Origin of the sequence: Ahniella affigens (assembly GCF_003015185.1) — a bacterium.
GTDB lineage: Bacteria > Pseudomonadota > Gammaproteobacteria > Xanthomonadales > Ahniellaceae > Ahniella > Ahniella affigens.
Map to the genome: position 1 here is coordinate 3,339,228 of NZ_CP027860.1, position 16,727 is coordinate 3,355,954.

Annotated in this window: 14 protein-coding genes and 1 tRNA gene; 13 read left to right on the forward strand and 2 right to left on the reverse strand. The window is 60.7% G+C overall.

Going from position 1 to position 16,727, the window contains the following annotated elements:
* Nucleotides 1–4: 4 nt before the first annotated feature.
* The 7 genes from yedA to C7S18_RS12950 all read left to right on the forward strand — a co-directional run bounded on the left by yedA (nucleotide 5) and on the right by C7S18_RS12950 (nucleotide 8,779).
* Nucleotides 5–937, forward strand: coding sequence for a drug/metabolite exporter YedA (yedA, locus tag C7S18_RS12920; protein WP_106891964.1), 933 nt, complete (start codon nucleotides 5–7; stop codon nucleotides 935–937).
* A gap of 178 nt (nucleotides 938–1,115) precedes the next feature.
* Nucleotides 1,116–4,115 carry a WD40/YVTN/BNR-like repeat-containing protein gene (locus C7S18_RS12925; protein ID WP_106891965.1) on the forward strand — a complete coding sequence of 1,000 codons (3,000 nt, stop codon included), beginning with the start codon at nucleotides 1,116–1,118 and terminating at the stop codon, nucleotides 4,113–4,115.
* 38 nt (nucleotides 4,116–4,153) lie between these two features.
* Entirely contained in the window at nucleotides 4,154–5,425 is a 1,272-nt protein-coding gene (locus C7S18_RS12930; RefSeq protein WP_106891966.1) for a dicarboxylate/amino acid:cation symporter, read from the forward strand.
* An 8-nt stretch (nucleotides 5,426–5,433) separates the two neighbouring features.
* Nucleotides 5,434–7,044, forward strand: coding sequence for an alkaline phosphatase D family protein (locus tag C7S18_RS12935; RefSeq protein WP_106891967.1), 1,611 nt, complete (start codon nucleotides 5,434–5,436; stop codon nucleotides 7,042–7,044).
* A gap of 758 nt (nucleotides 7,045–7,802) precedes the next feature.
* Nucleotides 7,803–8,171 (forward strand): VOC family protein, encoded by a 369-nt coding sequence (locus C7S18_RS12940; RefSeq protein ID WP_106891968.1) that lies wholly within the window; start codon nucleotides 7,803–7,805, stop codon nucleotides 8,169–8,171.
* Nucleotides 8,172–8,250: 79 nt separating this feature from the next.
* Nucleotides 8,251–8,324, forward strand: a tRNA-Gly gene (locus tag C7S18_RS12945).
* A gap of 131 nt (nucleotides 8,325–8,455) precedes the next feature.
* A complete protein-coding gene (locus C7S18_RS12950; RefSeq protein WP_106891969.1) occupies nucleotides 8,456–8,779 on the forward strand; it encodes a DUF1820 family protein in 324 nt (107 codons plus the stop codon).
* 21 nt (nucleotides 8,780–8,800) lie between these two features.
* Here C7S18_RS12950 and C7S18_RS12955 read toward each other — a convergent pair whose 3' ends face one another.
* Nucleotides 8,801–9,907, reverse strand: coding sequence for a PilT/PilU family type 4a pilus ATPase (locus tag C7S18_RS12955; RefSeq protein WP_106891970.1), 1,107 nt, complete (start codon nucleotides 9,905–9,907; stop codon nucleotides 8,801–8,803).
* Here C7S18_RS12955 and C7S18_RS12960 point away from each other — a divergent pair.
* The 5 genes from C7S18_RS12960 to C7S18_RS12980 all read left to right on the forward strand — a co-directional run bounded on the left by C7S18_RS12960 (nucleotide 9,906) and on the right by C7S18_RS12980 (nucleotide 14,976).
* A complete protein-coding gene (locus tag C7S18_RS12960) occupies nucleotides 9,906–10,370 on the forward strand; it encodes a DUF4398 domain-containing protein (protein WP_106891971.1) in 465 nt (154 codons plus the stop codon). The genes C7S18_RS12955 and C7S18_RS12960 overlap by 2 nt on opposite strands.
* A complete protein-coding gene (locus tag C7S18_RS12965; protein ID WP_106891972.1) occupies nucleotides 10,367–11,347 on the forward strand; it encodes an OmpA family protein in 981 nt (326 codons plus the stop codon). The genes C7S18_RS12960 and C7S18_RS12965 overlap by 4 nt, the downstream gene beginning before the upstream one ends.
* Before the next feature lie 498 nt (nucleotides 11,348–11,845).
* A complete protein-coding gene (locus C7S18_RS12970) occupies nucleotides 11,846–12,061 on the forward strand; it encodes an HP1242/YdcH family protein (protein WP_106891973.1) in 216 nt (71 codons plus the stop codon).
* A gap of 643 nt (nucleotides 12,062–12,704) precedes the next feature.
* Nucleotides 12,705–14,075 (forward strand): pyridoxal-phosphate dependent enzyme, encoded by a 1,371-nt coding sequence (locus C7S18_RS12975; RefSeq protein ID WP_106891974.1) that lies wholly within the window; start codon nucleotides 12,705–12,707, stop codon nucleotides 14,073–14,075.
* A gap of 7 nt (nucleotides 14,076–14,082) precedes the next feature.
* Nucleotides 14,083–14,976, forward strand: coding sequence for a LysR family transcriptional regulator (locus C7S18_RS12980; protein WP_106891975.1), 894 nt, complete (start codon nucleotides 14,083–14,085; stop codon nucleotides 14,974–14,976).
* A 46-nt stretch (nucleotides 14,977–15,022) separates the two neighbouring features.
* Here the strand turns inward: C7S18_RS12980 and C7S18_RS12985 are convergent, their stop codons facing one another.
* Nucleotides 15,023–15,412 (reverse strand): DoxX family protein, encoded by a 390-nt coding sequence (locus tag C7S18_RS12985; RefSeq protein ID WP_106894019.1) that lies wholly within the window; start codon nucleotides 15,410–15,412, stop codon nucleotides 15,023–15,025.
* A 352-nt stretch (nucleotides 15,413–15,764) separates the two neighbouring features.
* Here C7S18_RS12985 and C7S18_RS12990 point away from each other — a divergent pair, with 352 nt between their 5' ends.
* A complete protein-coding gene (locus tag C7S18_RS12990; protein ID WP_106891976.1) occupies nucleotides 15,765–16,691 on the forward strand; it encodes a hypothetical protein in 927 nt (308 codons plus the stop codon).
* Nucleotides 16,692–16,727 lie beyond the last annotated feature (36 nt).

Sequence of the window (16,727 nt, forward strand, 5' to 3'; positions counted from 1 at the left end):
CGCAATGAGTGTGGCAGTGACCGACCCGGCCGTGGTTCCGGCCGAGCGAAATTGGCGGCTGGTCCTGGTCCTGTTTACGCTCTATATCGTTTGGGGCTCGACTTACCTCGGCATGAAGCTGGCATTGCCCGGCTTTACCCCATACGCCCTCGCCACCTTTCGCTTGATGGTCGCTGCCAGCCTGCTCGGCGGATGGCTCTGGTGGCACGGGGCGCGTTGGCCAACGGCCCGCCAATGGCGCCACTGCGCGCTTGTTGCGTTTTTTCTGTTGGTCATCGGCAATGGGCTCGTCACGGTTGGCATGGAACTCGGCGTCTCGTCAGGTGTTGCGGCCATTGCGGTCGCCTGCATGCCCTTGTTTGCAGCGCTGTTTGCCGGCATATTTGGCAAGTGGCCACAAGGGGGCGACTGGCTGGGACTTGGCATCGGTTTTATCGGCGTCCTGCTGCTGAACCTCGGCGGCGATCTGAGCGCGAATCCTTGGGCAGCGCTGCTGCTGCTGCTCGCACCGGCCGGCTGGGCATTTGGTTCGGTCATTGGCAAGCGCCTGGATTTGCCCGAACCCATCACCGCGTCGGCGACGCAAATGGTCTGCGCCTTGCCGATGATGGCCTTGGTCACCGTGCTGCGTGGCGAAACCTGGATTCGTCCGGGGCTCGACTGGGTCTCAGTCAGTGCCCTGCTCTATCTCGCGGTGTTCGGCTCCGTCATCGGACTCAGTGCCTACGCCTATGCGCTGCACCATACGCGGCCAGCATTGGCAACCAGCTACGCCTACATCAATCCGCCCGTGGCGGTGATCTTTGGCGTGCTATTCCTCAGTGAATCATTTCATGCGTTCGATTTGATTGGCATGGCAGTCATCTTGCTCGGCGTCGCGCTGATTACGCTCCGTCGACAAGCACCGCTGCCCAAGCCGGAACCGGAAATCAGCTAAGCAGGATCTGTGTAGGTCCGCCCTGGACTGTCAGACCCGCATCGACTCTGAACTTGTTCAGCGCCTCCCTGACACGTCCTGTTCGCGCTTGAATCCGCACGCCAATTCCGCGGCCCAGCGGTAGGCAAACCGCGCCGAGCCTGCTATCCATGCGCGACCGTTTCGCTCCGAGGTCACCATGCGCACATTGCTCTGCTCGCTCGCCCTGGTCAGCAGCCTGGTCGGTGCCGCTGTTCCGGAAGACTCCCTCAATGACCTCGATTGGCGCCTCATCGGGCCGTTTCGGGCCGGCTGGAGCACGGTCGCAGTGGGCGTACCGACTGAACCCGGTCGCTATTACTTCGGGGCTGCGGGTGGCGGTGTCTGGACGAGCTCGGACTATGGCCACAACTGGCAGCCCATCTTTGATCAGGGCGCGCCCTCGATCGGCGCGCTGGCGGTCGCACACAGCAATCCGAAGGTGCTCTATGTCGGGACCGGCCAGCCGCAGGCGCGCTACGACGTCGCCGCTGGCAATGGTGTCTGGCGCTCGGATGACGCGGGTCAACACTGGCAGCACCTCGGCCTGACCGATACCCGACATATCGGCGAAATCTGGGTGCATCCAGAGCGGCCCGATACGGTGCTCGTTGCAGCCCTTGGGCCCTACTACGCCGATAGTCCAGACCGCGGCGTGTATCGAAGTACCGATGGCGGTCGCCATTGGACGCACACCCTGAAGCTCGACGCAGCATCCGGCGCGGTCGATTTGGGGGCTGACCCAACCAACCCAGATATCGTGTTTGCGGCGACTTGGACCGCCCGCAACTACCCGTGGATGAGCTACTTCACGCCGATGTATGGCGAAGGCAGCGGGCTCTACCGCAGTACCGACGGCGGGCAGCATTGGACCCGCGTGCAAGGCGAAGGGTGGCCCGACGGCCCACTCGGGCGCGTGGGCATTAGTGTCACTCATTGGCAAGGCCAGACGCGCGTCTACGCGCTGATCGATCACAATGTGCATGGCGGCCTGTACCGCTCGGATGACGGCGGCCAGCATTGGCAAGTGGTGCAGGCCGACCCGAGCCTGACCACCCGCTACTTCGCGCGCGTGACCGCGCACCCGACCGACCCCGACCAAGTGTTCGTCATGGGGCGCTCGATGAAAGTCTCGAAGGACGCTGGCAAGACCCTGACGATCTTCCGCGGCTCACCCGGAGGCGATGACTATCACGACCTCTGGATCGACCCGAGCGCCCCGTCGCGCATGATCGCCGCGAGTGACCAGGGCACGATCGTCAGTACGAATGGTGGCCAGAGCTGGAGCGACTGGTACAACCAGCCCACCGGCCAGTTCTACTGTCTGCACGTCGATCAGCAGTTTCCGTATCGACTCTTCGCCGGGCAGCAGGACAACGGCTCGGTGGCGATCAAAAGCCGCTCGGATTTCGGTGCGATCAGTTTTCGTGACTGGATGCCCGCTGGCGCCGATGAGCGCGATTGCGTGGTGCCAGACCCGGATGATCCAAACGTACTGTACGGCAGTGGCTTGGGTGGTCGCGTGAGCCGCTTTGATGCCCGCACGGGCGACGTGCAGAACATCACGCCGCTGCTGGTCAACACCTATGGCCGCGATCCGCGCACGATTGATCAGCGCTTTAGTTGGATCACGCCGCTGACGATCTCGCCGGTAGCGCCGCACGCGCTCTATCTCGGCTCACAATCCGTCTATCGAAGCGTGGATCGCGGCGCGACGTGGCAACCGATCAGCGCTGATCTGACGGGACGCAGCGAGACCGCCGAAACGTGCCAGGGCGATCTCCCGCAAAGCCGTGCGCGGGCCTGTGGCTTTGGCGTGATTTTCAACATCGCGCCATCGCCGTTAAACGCTGACGAACTCTGGGTTGGTACGGATTCGGGTCTGATTCAACGCACGCGCGATGGCGGCAAGACATGGCAGAATCTGACGCCTGGCATCCTGCCGGAATGGGGTTTGGTCGCGCGCATCGACCCATCGCCACTGAATGCCGAGCACGCCTATGTGGCGGTCGATTTGCATCGGATGAACCGCTTCGAACCGATGTTTCTTCGCACCAGCGATGGCGGCAAGACCTGGACGAACATCTCGGACGGCATTCCGAAGAACGAATTCAGCGCCGTCATTCGTGCCGACGTGAAGCAACCAGGTTTGCTCTATGCCGGCACGGATCGCAGTGTCTACGTGTCGTTCGACGACGGCGCCCATTGGCAGCCGCTGGCACAAAGTCTGCCGGTCGCCTGGGTGCGTGATCTGCGCGTGGTCGGCAATGATCTGGCCATTGCGACCCAGGGCCGTGCGCTGTGGATTCTGGACAACGTCGAGCGGCTTCGTGCCTTGGCCCAATCGGTTCCGACATCGCCAACGCTGTTTCCGGTCGCCGATACCTGGCGCCTCCGCAAAAGTCAGAACAAGGACACGCCGCTCGCCGCCGAGATTCCACTCGGCAAGAACCCACCGACAGGCGCGATCATCGAGTACTACCTGCCTGAGTCTGGCGACGCGTTGTCGCTCCGCGTCAAGGATGCTGCCGGAACCGTCATCTTTGAACGGAGCAGCGAGGCAACCCCAGAAGCAGTACCCGCCGAGCAGTACTTCTCAGATCTTTATCGCAAGCCCGAGCAAGCCTTGCCCAACACACGTGGCAGTCATCGCGTGATCTGGAATCTGCGCCATCCGCGACCGTTGGCCACCGCCTACGAGTATTCGATTGCCGCGACCGCAGGTGTCGAGACCTCGGCCCTGCCCGAAGGTCCGCTTGCGTTGCCTGGACGCTATACGGTCGAACTCCTCTTGGCTGGAAAAACCGAGCGTCAGTCATTCGAGGTCAAACTCGATCCGCGCCTCAACTTGGCGCCGGCGCAATTGCAGCACATCCTCGATTTCAACCTGGAACTGGCCACCGTGTTGAAACAACTGACCAGCAGCATTGGCAAGACGGAAGCCGCACTGAGCGCGCTGGCGAGCCGGACCGATGCGGCCGCCGAAACAGAGCGCGCCGCGCTGCAGGCACAATTGGACGGCGACCCGAAGCGACGCGGTCTCCATAGCTGGATGGAGGTGCTGTCTGGCATGGCGACCGATGCGGAGAGTGCTGAGCGCGAACCAACTGCAGCGCAGCAGCAACTGCTGACTCAGGCCAAGACTGCTATCGCGCACTGACAATCCAGGCATAATCCGGTCTTTTAGCGAGAGTGAATATGGCCCCTTCCCAGCAAGCAGCGCCCTCAAGTGGTAGTCGTCTGACGATCTGGATCATCGTCGCCCTAGTGCTTGGCATCGGGACTGGCTTGATCCTGAACAAGAATGGTTGGTACGGGCCAGGGCTGGGTCAGGGGCTGGGCTTGATGACCACGATATTCCTTCGCCTGATCAAGATGATCATCTCGCCGTTGGTGTTCGCCACGCTCGTCGTTGGTATCGCACGCATGGGCGACATGCAGACGGTCGGTCGTGTCGGACTCAAGGCTATGGTCTGGTTCGTCACGGCCTCATTCATATCGCTGCTGCTGGGTCTGGTTCTAGTCAACCTGTTGAAGCCGGGCGTCGGGATTACGCTTGATGACACGCATGCAGCCAGCGGCGTTGCTGCGGCCAGCATGAGTCTGACCGAGTTCGTCAACCATCTGGTGCCAACAAGCTTGCTGGACGCGATGGCCAAGAACGAGATCTTGCAGATTGTTGTGTTCTCGATCTTCTTCGGCCTAGCCTGTTCGAGTCTCGGCGAAAAGTCCAAAGCGGTCGTGGATGTGCTCGACAGCGTTGGTCACGCCATGTTGAAAGTGACAATGATGGTCATGTGGTTCGCGCCGTTTGCGGTGTTTGCTGCAGTCACCGATATCGTTGCCAAACTTGGAGCGGACATTCTCCAGAAGTACGGAATCTTCATGGTCGAGTTCTACCTTGGCATCGCGCTGCTTTGGTTGATTCTTTTCGCCGCCTGCACGTTGGTAATTAGAAAGCGCACCGCAAGGCTTTTCAGCCTGATTCGTGAACCCATTCTGCTAGCGTTTTCCACCGCCTCCAGCGAATCGGCCTATCCAAAAACTTTGGCGCAATTAGAGAAATTCGGCTGCAGCAACCGTGTCGCATCATTTGTCTTGCCGCTCGGCTATTCATTCAACCTCGACGGCTCGATGATGTACTGCACCTTTGCCACGGTATTTATTGCGCAGGCCTATGGCATCGAGCTGAGCTGGAGCCAGCAGGCCACCATGCTCCTGATCCTGATGGTGACCTCGAAAGGCATGGCCGGCGTTCCACGCGCGTCGCTGGTTGTCATCGCCGCGACACTGGCGCAGTTCAATATTCCAGAAGCAGGGTTGCTGCTACTCCTCGGTGTTGATCATTTCCTCGACATGGGCCGCTCGGCGACCAATGTGGTTGGCAACAGTGTGGCCACGGCGGTCGTTTCGAAATGGGAAGGCCAACTCCGCGACGAACAACCTGACGAACCGAAGACCGCCAGCTGAGGTCGACCATGGATCACCGGGATCACACACGTGCACTGAATGCCTATCTGAGCGCCCATCGCGGCATGGATCGCCGCACCGTGCTGGGCGGCGGCCTGGGTCTTGCCCTCGCCGGCCTACTTGCCCCATTGGGCAGCGCGCGAGCCCAATCGGTGCCGATCTTCACGGGCCATCCGTTCACGCTGGGTGTGGCGTCAGGCTATCCGCGCGCGGATGGCTTTTCGATCTGGACGCGCTTGGCTTCCGAACCGCTGTCTGCCGACGGCGGCCTGGAGTTCAACTTCTACAATGTGGATTGGGAAGTGGCCGAAGACGAGCGTTTCAGCAAGGTCGTCGCGCGCGGTCTTGCGCGCGCGGCACCGGAGCTCGCGCACAGCGTCCATGTTGATGTCTACGGCCTGAAGCCAGGGCGCTGGTACTTCTACCGGTTCACCTGCGGTTCCGAAGTCAGCCGCACCGGACGCACGCGTACTTTGCCAGCGGTCACCGAGAACACCGCGCAGCTGCGCCTGGCATTTGGCTCCTGCCAGCACTATCAGCAGGCTTGGTTCAGCGCGCATCGGCACTTGCAAGCCGAGAACCTCGATCTGATGCTGTTTCTCGGCGACTACATCTACGAGAGCAACTGGGGCAGCAATCTCGTGCGCCGTCATCATGGCGCCGAGGCCTATTCACTGACCGATTACCGCATCCGGCACGCACAGTACAAGACCGACAGCGACTTGCAGAACCACCATGCGCTCGTGCCGTTTGCGTACTGCTGGGACGATCACGAAGTCGACAACGACTATGCCGATTGGCGCTCAGAGAGTCTCGATCCGGCGTTTCTGTTGCGCCGGGCGGCCGCCTATCAGGCGTTCTATGAACACCAGCCCATGCCGGTCAGCATGGTCCCGCGTGGCCCGAACATGGCGATCTACACGCACCTCGATTTCGGCAATCTGGCGCGCATCTACTTACTCGACAACCGCCAATACCGCACCGTGCAGCCCTGCCCCAGCCCAAGCAAGGGGGGTGGCTCCGCTGACGTCGATGAGTCCTGCAAGGCAGTGCTTGACCCAGCTCAGACCATGCTCGGCGGCGAGCAGGAACGCTGGCTCCGCGAGCGCTTTCACGACTCGTCGGCACGTTTCAATCTAATCGCTCAGCAAACGATCTTTGGGCGCTTCGATTCGGCCCCGGGGCCCGCCCGAAAGCGCTTCACCGATGGCTGGGACGGCTACCCGATCGCCCGTGCCCGTTTGCTAAAAGACCTGGAGCAGAGCCAGCTCAAGAACCCGGCCATTCTCGGCGGCGATATTCATGCCTACGCGATCGGGCATGTCCGCCGTGATTCGGATGATTTCAAATCGCCAATCTTGGCCCCTGAGTTTTGCGGCACGTCGATCGCGTCGGAGGGCTGGGCCGATGTCGCCAGCTTCAACGCGCGTCTGCCGGAAAACCCGGACACGTTGTTCGCCGACACCACCAAGCGTGGCTACGTGATGATGGAGATCACGGCCCGCGGCATGGACGTCAAACTCCGCAATCTGGTGGCAGAGAAAGAACGCGATTCCGATATCGTCACTGCCAAGCACTATGTTGTTGAAGCCGGGCAGCCGAAGATCGAAAGCGCGTAATGGCCTGCACTTAGTTGCCGGAAGTATCCGTGTGACCGAAAGAACTTCCCCCCGGATCGTGTCCGGGGCGACGAGAGGTGGGTTGGAGATCTCTGGGAAACCACACCTTCCCAGCATCTGAAGCACCGGTTCTGCCACGAAAGACCGACTCGCGATTCATAACCAAATGCCGCTCATCGAACGTCACTCGAGGCATTGTCCGGAACCTCATTCCAGCGAAACGGACCGTGTGAGAACGCCCCACGCTGGTGTACTCAATTCGAAATCCGGTGCTTCACGAGTAGGCTAAAACCTCATCAAGCATTGAGGATCACCCAGTCGGCGTCAGCCGCGCCTCGCGGTGGCAGCCACTATTGTCGTCATCCTGGCGCAGCCGGGATCCAGGGCAATCTTGCGTCAAAATAAGGATCTAGCGTGCCGAATGCCATCGTTGCGCGCACGCCGCAAGATCGCCCTGGATCCCGGAATCCGCTGCGCGGCTTCCAGGATGACGACTATTGTGGCGCCAATATAGTCGTGCGCTTTTCAGTCGTTCGGGCTGATCGATGCGTTTTCATGCAGTCTGTTTCGCTGGCATGACGGCGGGGGCGCAGCGCCTCCGGTACAGAGGTTTGCTGCAAGCACTAGCGCCCAGCCGGTGCGACCAGAATTCCAACCAAACTGATGCCGACGAGAACCAACACATCTATCCGCCAACCGGCACTTGCGAGCCGCCATAGGCAATCGCATGCTTGCGGCTTCACCCACCGGAGCCCACCATGATCGGATACGTCACCGTCGGTACCAATGACCTCGCCCGCGCCGCGGCGTTCTACGATGCCCTGCTCGCCGAAATCGGCGCCAAGCGCTGGATGGAAGGCGAGCAATTCATCGCGTGGGCGGTCGCGCCCGACAAACCGTCGCTCGGCATCATCAAGCCCTATGACAAGCGCCCGGCAACCTGGGGCAATGGCACGATGGTGGCCCTGGTGGTCGACAGCAAGGAAAAGGTCGATCGTCTGTACCAGAAGGCAATCGAACTCGGCGCCATGGACGAAGGCGCCGCCGGTCCGCGCGGCGATAGCTTTTACGCCGGCTACTTCCGCGATCTGGACGGCAACAAGCTGAATGTCTTCACGATGGGCTGAACCAAGCGAACGCTAAGATGCGCGGATCAGTACTGATGCTTGCAGCCAAGGCCTGGAAGCCCGCATAATGTTGCCCATCGCGGGTGTAGTTCAATGGTAGAACTGTAGCTTCCCAAGCTACTAGCGTGGGTTCGATTCCCATCACCCGCTCCAATTCCACACCCCGCTTCGGCGGGGTGTTTCGTTTGGCAAACCGCACGGCAACCGTTGGTCGTTCGCGTGGATGATCCAAGCGCTGTTGCATCAGGCTTGTCGGCGACGGGCCACCACAAGAGAATCCCGACATGCGCGGCAAAAAACTCTACAAGATCACGTTTCTATCCGGCGGCAAAAGTTACGAACTCTACGCCCGCAATGTCTATTCGTCCGAACTGTGGGGCTTCACCACCGTTGCCGACATCGTGTTTGAGGAACAGAAGGAATCGCTGATCATCGACCCGGCTGAAGACCGCCTGCGCGAAGAGTTCCAACACACCAAGGCGCTGCATCTGCCCATTCAGGCGATTCTGCGCATCGAAGAAGTAGCTCAACGCGGTAGCGCCCAAATCCGGGATGCTGAGTCCGGTGAGAAAGTCACACCGTTTCCGATGCCGCCGAAGGTGCGGTAGTCCGCACCTGAGTATCCACACTCAAAACGCATTCGGATCGTAAGGATCGTGCTCGGTCGAGCTGCCGCCGCCTTCGGCCAAGCGGATCTTCAGGGCCAGACCATCACGTGAGTCGGCCTTGCTGAGCACTTCCTCCAACTCGCACTTGCCTTCCTTGTACAACTTGAATAGGCATTGATCGAAGGTCTGCATGCCCGACTCCAGCGAGCGGTCCATCGCCTCTTTGATTTCGTGCACTTGGCCGCGGCGCATCAGATCGCGAATCATCGGCGTATTGATCAATACTTCGACAGCAGGCAGGCGCTTGCCATCGATTCCCAATACCAGCCGCTGCGAAATGACGGCCTTCAAATTCAAGGACAGGTTCATCAGGATGTTCTTGTGCGCCGACTCCGGGAAGAAGTTCAGGATGCGCTCAAGGGTTTGGTCGGCGTTGTTCGAGTGCAGTGTCGCCAGGCACAGGTGCCCGGTTTCGGAGAACTGGATCGCTGCTTCCATCGTTTCCTGGTCGCGGATTTCGCCGATCAAGATCACGTCGGGCGCTTCGCGCATCGCGTTCTTCAGGGCATTGTGATACGTGTGCGTATCGAGCCCGACTTCACGCTGATTGACGATCGACTTCTTGTGCCGATGCAGAAACTCGATCGGGTCTTCGATCGTCAGAATGTGACCGGCCGAATTCGAGTTGCGGTAATCGATCATCGCCGCCAGCGACGTGGATTTGCCCGAACCGGTGGCACCGACGACGAGCACCAGACCACGCGGCTCCATGATGATCTCGCGCAGCACGTTCGGCAGCTTCAATTGTTCAAAATTGGGGATTTCGCTCTTGATCGAACGGATTACCATGCCAACTTCGCCGCGCTGCTTGAATACATTCACGCGGAAGCGGCCGGCGTCCTTGATCGCGATGGCCATATTGGCTTCCAGATCACGCTCAAATGCCGGCACCATGCCCTCGTCCATCAAAGAGTAGGCAATTTTCTTTACCATTCCACCTGGCAAACCGGTGTTGCCCAGGGGGTAGAGTCGACCTTCCACCTTGATGTTCACCGGCGCGCCGGTGGTCAGGAACATGTCGGACGCTCCTTTTTCCGACATGAGCTTAAGGAAGTAGCCAATATCCATGCAGACCTCGGTCCTCTACATTGCGATTGCATTGCGGCCAGCGCGACTTGAGAATAGCCGACCGGACGCCGCCGATTTTCGTGAGTTTATGACAGCTAGAAGCAAAAAAATCTATTCCCTGATCGGCCTATGCCTGCTCAGCGCCGGCGCCTTTGCGAAGGCGCTCCCACCTGAGCAGGAGCTCGCTGACGCCGAGGCGGCGCTCCGCGTGGCCGACGAACGTGAGGCAAAAGTTTATGCCCCGGTTGAACGTGGCTTCGCCGAGGACAAACTGGTCCGCGCCCGTGCCGCCGTCGAGGACAAAGACATGAAACTGGCCCGGCGGCTCGCGCTGGAAGCCGAGGTAGACGCCGAACTGGCCGCCACGCGAAGCCGCCTGCAAAAGGCGCGCGAGTTGGTCGAAACGAGGACCGAGGAGAACCGGACCTTGCGCCGCGATCTGCTGGGCGGAGAGCAGCCATGAAGCGACTGTTGCTCACTCTGCCGCTCCTGCTGCTGGCCGCTTGCGCCAGTACCCCAAAGCGTGATCTGGAGCACGATCGGATTGCGTCCCAGCTTCGTCAGTTCGAAGAAAACACGGCGCTCTCAGACCTCGCCCGTAGCGAAATAGCGCGCGTTCGCGAGTCCCTCCGCCGCATGAGCGAGACGAAGGATCGTGACCCGGAGGTCCGTCAGCACCTGTCGTATATCGCCGAGCGTCGACTCGATATCGCCAAGGCCAGCGCACAGGCTCAGGCGGCCGAAAACCAGCTGGTCGATCTGCAACGTGAACACGATCAGATATTGGTTGAGGCCAGCCGGCGCGATGCCGAAGTGTCGCGGCTCGAGGCCGAAAAGCTCCGTGTACAGTCGTTGGCCCGGGCCGAAGAAGTCGAGCGCGCGCTGCAAGAAGCCGAAGCGGCCCGCGCCGAAACTGAACAATCCCAAGTGGCGCTCGATGCCGCACAGAAAGAGGCCGAGCAGGCGCGCCGTCTGGCCGATGCGCAGGCTCAGGAGGCCAGTTTGGCCAAGCGCGAGGCCGAGCTCGCGCAAGCTGCAGCCGACAGTCTGCGCATTCAGATGCAGTCTCTGAAGGCGAAGGAAGAAAGCCGCGGCTCGGTGATGACCCTCGGCGAAGCGGTCTTCAACCCAGGCCAGTCCGAGCTGCTGCCGGATGCACTCGCCAATCTGGACAAGGTCGTCGAATTCGTGAACCAAGATCCAACCCGACGCATCCGGATCGAAGGCCATACCGATGGCCGTGGCAGCGCGAATCTGAACCAAGTGTTGTCCCAGCAGCGCGCCGACGCCGTGTCCAAAGCATTGATTGAGCGCGGGGTTGCAGCTGAGCGTCTGACCGCCATCGGTCGCGGGGCCTCAGTGCCGGTTGCGACGAACGACAGCGACGACGGGCGCGCCCGCAATCGCCGTGTCGAAGTGATTCTGCTCGCCAAGCAGTGATCGGTGGTCCGGGCGCCGTCTAGGCGTCCGGAAGCGCAGCGCGGCATCTTTGCGGTCTGCCCGACGCCGTTCGCCAGAATGATCGCGCGGGTGCAGACGGTAACTCCATCTTCACAAAAATGCTCAGACCCGATGCCCGGATTGCGCGCTAAATCTTTGATTGTTCGAAGCAGCTGAATGGCTTCGCTCAAGCTGCTGATTTGCGCGGCGGCAGCGATTTGAAAACTGCGCAATTCGCGCTTGCAGGCCGCCAGAAACCGGAGTAGCGTGAGTCTTGTCCGCCGGATTGCCGGCGACCAGACTGCAGGAGTCGAGGTTGCGAGTATGAGTGTCGCACATCTCCAACGCGCCAACGCCGACGCACCACAGCCAAGTGGTGAGGATCGGAGTGAGTATCGGTCGGTGAGCGGTGCCAAGCAGTTTGATAGGAAACTTTTGACGAAGCCTGCGATCTCTGATTGCGGGCTTTTTTATTGATTGCACAGAGGAGGTTTCAGGATGTTTGAAAACCAGCAACGTGAAGTCGAAGCGATGATGGCCGCCAGCTCGGAGTTTCGCTCCCTCTACTTGAAGCATCGCGAACTCGACAAGCAAGTGCGCGACGCCGAGATCGGTGTACTGCCGATCGATGATGTCACCTTGGTGAAGATGAAGAAGGAAAAACTCTGGGCCAAGGACAAATTGACCCAACTTTGGACAACGCGACCGTCTTAGCGCCTTCGTTCCCTCCCCAATTGATATTCGGCCGCAGCATCTGCTGCGGCCGTTTTGTTTTTGTGGAATCGTGATTCGGGAGGCATTTGACGACCGCATGACGGGACGGCCGCCAGTGGGTGCGCTTTTCGCGCATCAAACAGTCGGTGACGATGCACGATTGTCACGGCGGCACTGTGTGGCCAGTAGCCCGCTTCCCAGCTCGCTTCCACTCGCGTGGGAGTCTAGCCGCCCCTTTGGTGCGCTTATTCGCGCATCAAACTGTCAGTGACGATGCGCGATTTTCACGACGGCACCGTGTGGCAAGTAGCCCGCTTCCCAGCCCTCTCCCACTCGCGTGGGAGAGGGAGAATGGCGCCCGCCCCCGCGATCGCGGGGGCGGGATGTAGACAGGGTTACTTGCGATCAGCATGTTCATCACCTGCGAACTACGTGAGTTTTGAACATAGCAATGGGCTATTGTGGGCTTGATGACAGGGCCTTCAGGCCCGAACCAATGGTTCGGCAAGAGCCGTTCGCGCCTGAAGGTGCTCCGGCAAGACGTCTGACTGTTAACGCGCTAGGTCGCCATTCCCGACCCGCAATTTGCAGCGAGGGAAACTCGGCAACTACACTGCCACCCTTTTCCCGTCAGGAAATTCCCATGCCCGTGATCGACAATGTGCTGCAATTGATCGGCAACACGCCGATGGTCCGTGTCCACAACCTCGATACCGGTCCATGCGAGCTGTTTCTGAAACTGGAGTCCACAAACCCAGGCGGCTCGATCAAGGACCGCATTGGCCTCACGATGATCGAGGCGGCCGAAAAGGCTGGCAAGATCAAGCCGGGCGACACACTGGTGGAAGGCACTGCCGGCAATACCGGAATCGGACTCGCACTCGTTGCGCAACAGAAGGGCTACAAGCTGGTTCTGGTCGTGCCCGACAAGATGAGCCGCGAGAAGATCTTCAACCTGAAGGCCATGGGTGCCGAGGTGATTCTGACCCGCTCCGATGTCGCCAAGGGGCACCCGCATTACTACCAGGATCTCGCTGCCGAAATCGCCCGTACCACCGCGAACGCGTACTTCATCAATCAGTTCGGCAACCCGGACAACCCACGCGCACACGAGGAAGTCACCGCTCCGGAGATCTTTGCGCAGATGGATCAAAACATGGACGCCATTGTGTTTGGCGTCGGCTCGTCTGGCACCATGACCGGCCTCTCGCGATTCTTTGCGCGTGAGGCCCCCCATGTGGAGCTCGTGATTGCCGATCCGGTCGGGTCGATCCTCGCGCAGTACATCAATGAAGGAGTGCTGTCGACGAAGAGCGGATCTTGGCTCGTCGAGGGCATCGGTGAGGACTTTTTGCCGTCGATCAGCGATTTCAGCCGCGTCAAGAAGGCCTATGCGATCAGCGACAAGGAGAGCTTCCTCGCGGGTCGCGAGTTGCTTCGCCGTGAGGGCATTCTGGGCGGCTCGTCGAGCGGCACGATTCTGGCCGCGGCACTGAAGTACTGCCGCGAGCAAACCAGCGCAAAGCGCGTGGTCGCGTTCGTGTGCGATACCGGCAACAAGTATCTGTCGAAGATGTACAACGACTACTGGATGCTCGATCAGGGCTTTCTGGAGCGCGAAACGTTCGGCGATCTTCGCGACCTGATCAATCGTCCGTATTCGCGCCGCGATACCGTGGTGGTGGCGCCGACCGATCTCTTGACCGTTGCCTATCAGCGCATGAAGCTCTACGACGTGTCGCAATTGCCCGTCATGGAAGGCGATCACATTGTCGGCATCATCGATGAATCGGATGTGCTGCTGCACGTTTACGGCAATGAGGCAAAGTTCCGCGATCCGGTCTCCACCGCTATGGTCACCAAACTCGACAAGCTGGATGTCCGTACGCCGATCGAGGCCTTGTTGCCCGTATTTGATCGCGGCCATGTGGCGATTGTGGTCAACGGCGATGCGTTTCTCGGCTTGATCACCCGGATCGACCTGCTGAACTTCCTGCGTCGGCGCGCGGGCTGAATTTGGCATGTTCGACTGGAATGATCTGCGCATCTTTCTTGCAATTGCGCGCGGCGGTTCGCTGAACGCCGCGGCGCGCCAGACCGGACTCAATCACTCCACGGTGTTCCGGCGCCTGAACGCACTGGAAGAAGCCCTGAAGGTGAGGCTGTTCGAGCGGCTGCCGCAGGGCTACCAGCTCACGGCAGAGGGCGAGGCCATTCGCGCCGAAGCCGAAGCCGTGGAGGCGGCCGTCAATGGGGTGGAGCGCAAGGTGGCGGGCCACGATTACGCGCTGCGTGGCGACCTTCGAGTCACGACCCCAATCGGGCTCGCCACCGCCTACCTGGCCCGCTATCTGCCCGAGTTCATGACGCTTTATCCCGGAATCCGGGTCACGATCCTAGGCGCCGACAACGACTTCGATTTGAGCCGGCGCGAGGCCGATGTCGCGCTGCGCGCGACCAGCCGGCCGCCCGAAGATCTCGTGGGCCGGAAAGTGATCAGCTCGTCCTGGGTCGTTGCGGGCAGCCCCGCATATCTGCGCCGGTTTGGCCGGCCCAAAAGCATGGCTGATTTGAACGACCATGCGCTGATCGGTGCCGATCGCAGTTTTCAGCGGGTCCCGGTGTTCACGTGGCTGCACCGGCAGTTTGCTGACGCGCGATTCGTGACGTTTGCGGCCGAACTTTCGACAATGATTGCGCTGACTGAGCAGGGCGTGGGGTTGGCCCTGCTGCCAGGCGATCTGGGTGGCAACACGGTGGAAGTGCTGTTTCCCGTTGAACCGCGCTTTGAGTCCACGCTCTGGCTCCTGACGCACCCAGACCTTCGCCATGTTGGCCGAGTCAAGGCGTTCATGGATTTCATCACCGACCGGCTCCGCGCCGACCCGCGGTTGCTGAACGGGCCGACGGCGTAGCACTCGTGTCGTGTTCCGGCGAAGGCGGGGGCCGGACGCAGTCGAATCAATGCTTGTCCAAGCCGAACCTGCCAGCACCCAGCAACGCTTGGACCAGACAGGCAATCGCAAGGAACAGTGGGTACTCCCAACCGCCGCCATTGCTCGAAAACACCCAGCCGTTGCCGGCATGCGGCATGATCGCCCCGAAGGCGACGATCGCGAGGCCGAGTGCCGCCCAGCGGGTCAGAAACCCGAGCAACAGTGCGGTGCCACCCAGCAATTCGGCCGCAATGACGATATAAGCCAGGAAGCCGGGAAGGCCGACGGACTGAAAAAATCCGACCGTGCCCGGAATGGTGAACACCAGAACTTTGAGCAGGCCGTGCGCGATGAAGATGGTGCCAAGTGCCAGACGAAGCAGTGTGGCGGCGTGCTCGGGGCGATGGGAAAGCATTGAAGACTCCTGAATAGTGTCGGTAAAACAATAGGTTGGAATATGAAATCCGGCCGGACCATGGACGCCATTGTGGGCAAGCCATGGCGCGAGGTCGATCCGCAAAATCAGCAAGTGGGCATTGCACGCATGCAATGCTTTGGCCGACCTGGGAACGGCCAAACACGCGAGCCAGACCCGGCAGAACGCGGGGCTGGCCGCATCCAACCGAAACGGCACATGAAAACCATGATTTCCCGCACATTCCAGGACTTAGCAGAATCTTGTAAACTCCCATCCAACAAAATAGTGCTGCGCTGCTGGAACCAAATCCGACAGACACAGTCTCAGCCCCGATACAAACGAGCCGACCATGTTGCCAGCCCAATCCGCCATTGCACGTCTCAGCGCAGCCCTGCTGCTCGCTGGCGTGTCGTCGGTCGCACTGGCGCAGACGGCCGAATTCCCGCTGATCGTGCCGGAATCGGCGTCAGCCGAAGACCCGGCGCCATCGGCGCTCAGCACGCTGAGCGCATTGTTCGGCCTGTCGGACGATCGTGGCACGCTGGCCATGACCCCGGTGCCACAGCTGGCGAACGCCAATCTCGTGATTGCCGTGGATGCGGAGTCGGGTAACCCGACCTTGCCCTGGTGTGCCGAGCCATCGGGCCTGTTGCGGATCGGGCGCCTGGGTTCAGAATGCCTGATGAGCGGCCGTCTGGAGCTTGAGCTTCCCGGTCAGGTCAGCGCGTTGCAAATGGGTCTCGGCTGGCAAGGCGATTCGGTCGATATCGGCTTGGTCTATGGCTGGTCGTGGCAAGTATCGCCAAATGACGTGGCACCAACCGCCGGCCCAATTCGCACTGATCTCAGCCCCACCCTGCCGGCGTTGACGTCGAGTTTTGACAGCCGGCAGCTGGGTGCGGCAGCGCAGTGGCGGCTGACCTCCCGGAGCGCCGTGCAGTTGAATGCGGCGCTGTCGCAGCTGAAGCTTTGGAGTGGCAACGCACGCCCGGTCTGGGACGTCGATCAGGCCGCACTCGGCATGGGTCTTCGCTACGGGTCGTTCGGCGGCAGTGTGCGTGGCCGCGTGGCCCGGTTCCAGGATCCGTTAAACCCGAACAGCACCAGTTTTGGCGGGCTCGATATTGGCGTGTCATGGCGGACGCCCTGGGCTGGTGAGCTGACGGTTGGTGCCGACAATTTAGTCATCAAGCGCGATAACAATGGTGACGGCGGTCGCGTCGTCGATGAAGCCACGGCGCGCACGCCGTACGTGATTTACAAGCAAGACCTCTGACCGTAAGCCGGCCATAACCGGCGATTCTTGCCGGGG

Excerpts from the sequence above, each read along its gene's own strand:
- C7S18_RS12970 (WP_106891973.1), top strand. The coding sequence starts at position 11,846 with ATGTTTGAAAACCAGCAACGTGAAGTCGAAGCGATGATGGCCGCCAGC.
- yedA (WP_106891964.1), top strand. The coding sequence starts at position 5 with ATGAGTGTGGCAGTGACCGACCCGGCCGTGGTTCCGGCCGAGCGAAAT.
- C7S18_RS12955 (WP_106891970.1), bottom strand. The coding sequence starts at position 9,907 with ATGGATATTGGCTACTTCCTTAAGCTCATGTCGGAAAAAGGAGCGTCC.
- C7S18_RS12965 (WP_106891972.1), top strand. The coding sequence starts at position 10,367 with ATGAAGCGACTGTTGCTCACTCTGCCGCTCCTGCTGCTGGCCGCTTGC.
- C7S18_RS12930 (WP_106891966.1), top strand. The coding sequence starts at position 4,154 with ATGGCCCCTTCCCAGCAAGCAGCGCCCTCAAGTGGTAGTCGTCTGACG.
- C7S18_RS12960 (WP_106891971.1), top strand. The coding sequence starts at position 9,906 with ATGCAGACCTCGGTCCTCTACATTGCGATTGCATTGCGGCCAGCGCGA.
- C7S18_RS12990 (WP_106891976.1), top strand. The coding sequence starts at position 15,765 with ATGTTGCCAGCCCAATCCGCCATTGCACGTCTCAGCGCAGCCCTGCTG.
- C7S18_RS12975 (WP_106891974.1), top strand. The coding sequence starts at position 12,705 with ATGCCCGTGATCGACAATGTGCTGCAATTGATCGGCAACACGCCGATG.
- C7S18_RS12950 (WP_106891969.1), top strand. The coding sequence starts at position 8,456 with ATGCGCGGCAAAAAACTCTACAAGATCACGTTTCTATCCGGCGGCAAA.
- C7S18_RS12980 (WP_106891975.1), top strand. The coding sequence starts at position 14,083 with ATGTTCGACTGGAATGATCTGCGCATCTTTCTTGCAATTGCGCGCGGC.
- C7S18_RS12985 (WP_106894019.1), bottom strand. The coding sequence starts at position 15,412 with ATGCTTTCCCATCGCCCCGAGCACGCCGCCACACTGCTTCGTCTGGCA.
- C7S18_RS12925 (WP_106891965.1), top strand. The coding sequence starts at position 1,116 with ATGCGCACATTGCTCTGCTCGCTCGCCCTGGTCAGCAGCCTGGTCGGT.
- C7S18_RS12940 (WP_106891968.1), top strand. The coding sequence starts at position 7,803 with ATGATCGGATACGTCACCGTCGGTACCAATGACCTCGCCCGCGCCGCG.
- C7S18_RS12935 (WP_106891967.1), top strand. The coding sequence starts at position 5,434 with ATGGATCACCGGGATCACACACGTGCACTGAATGCCTATCTGAGCGCC.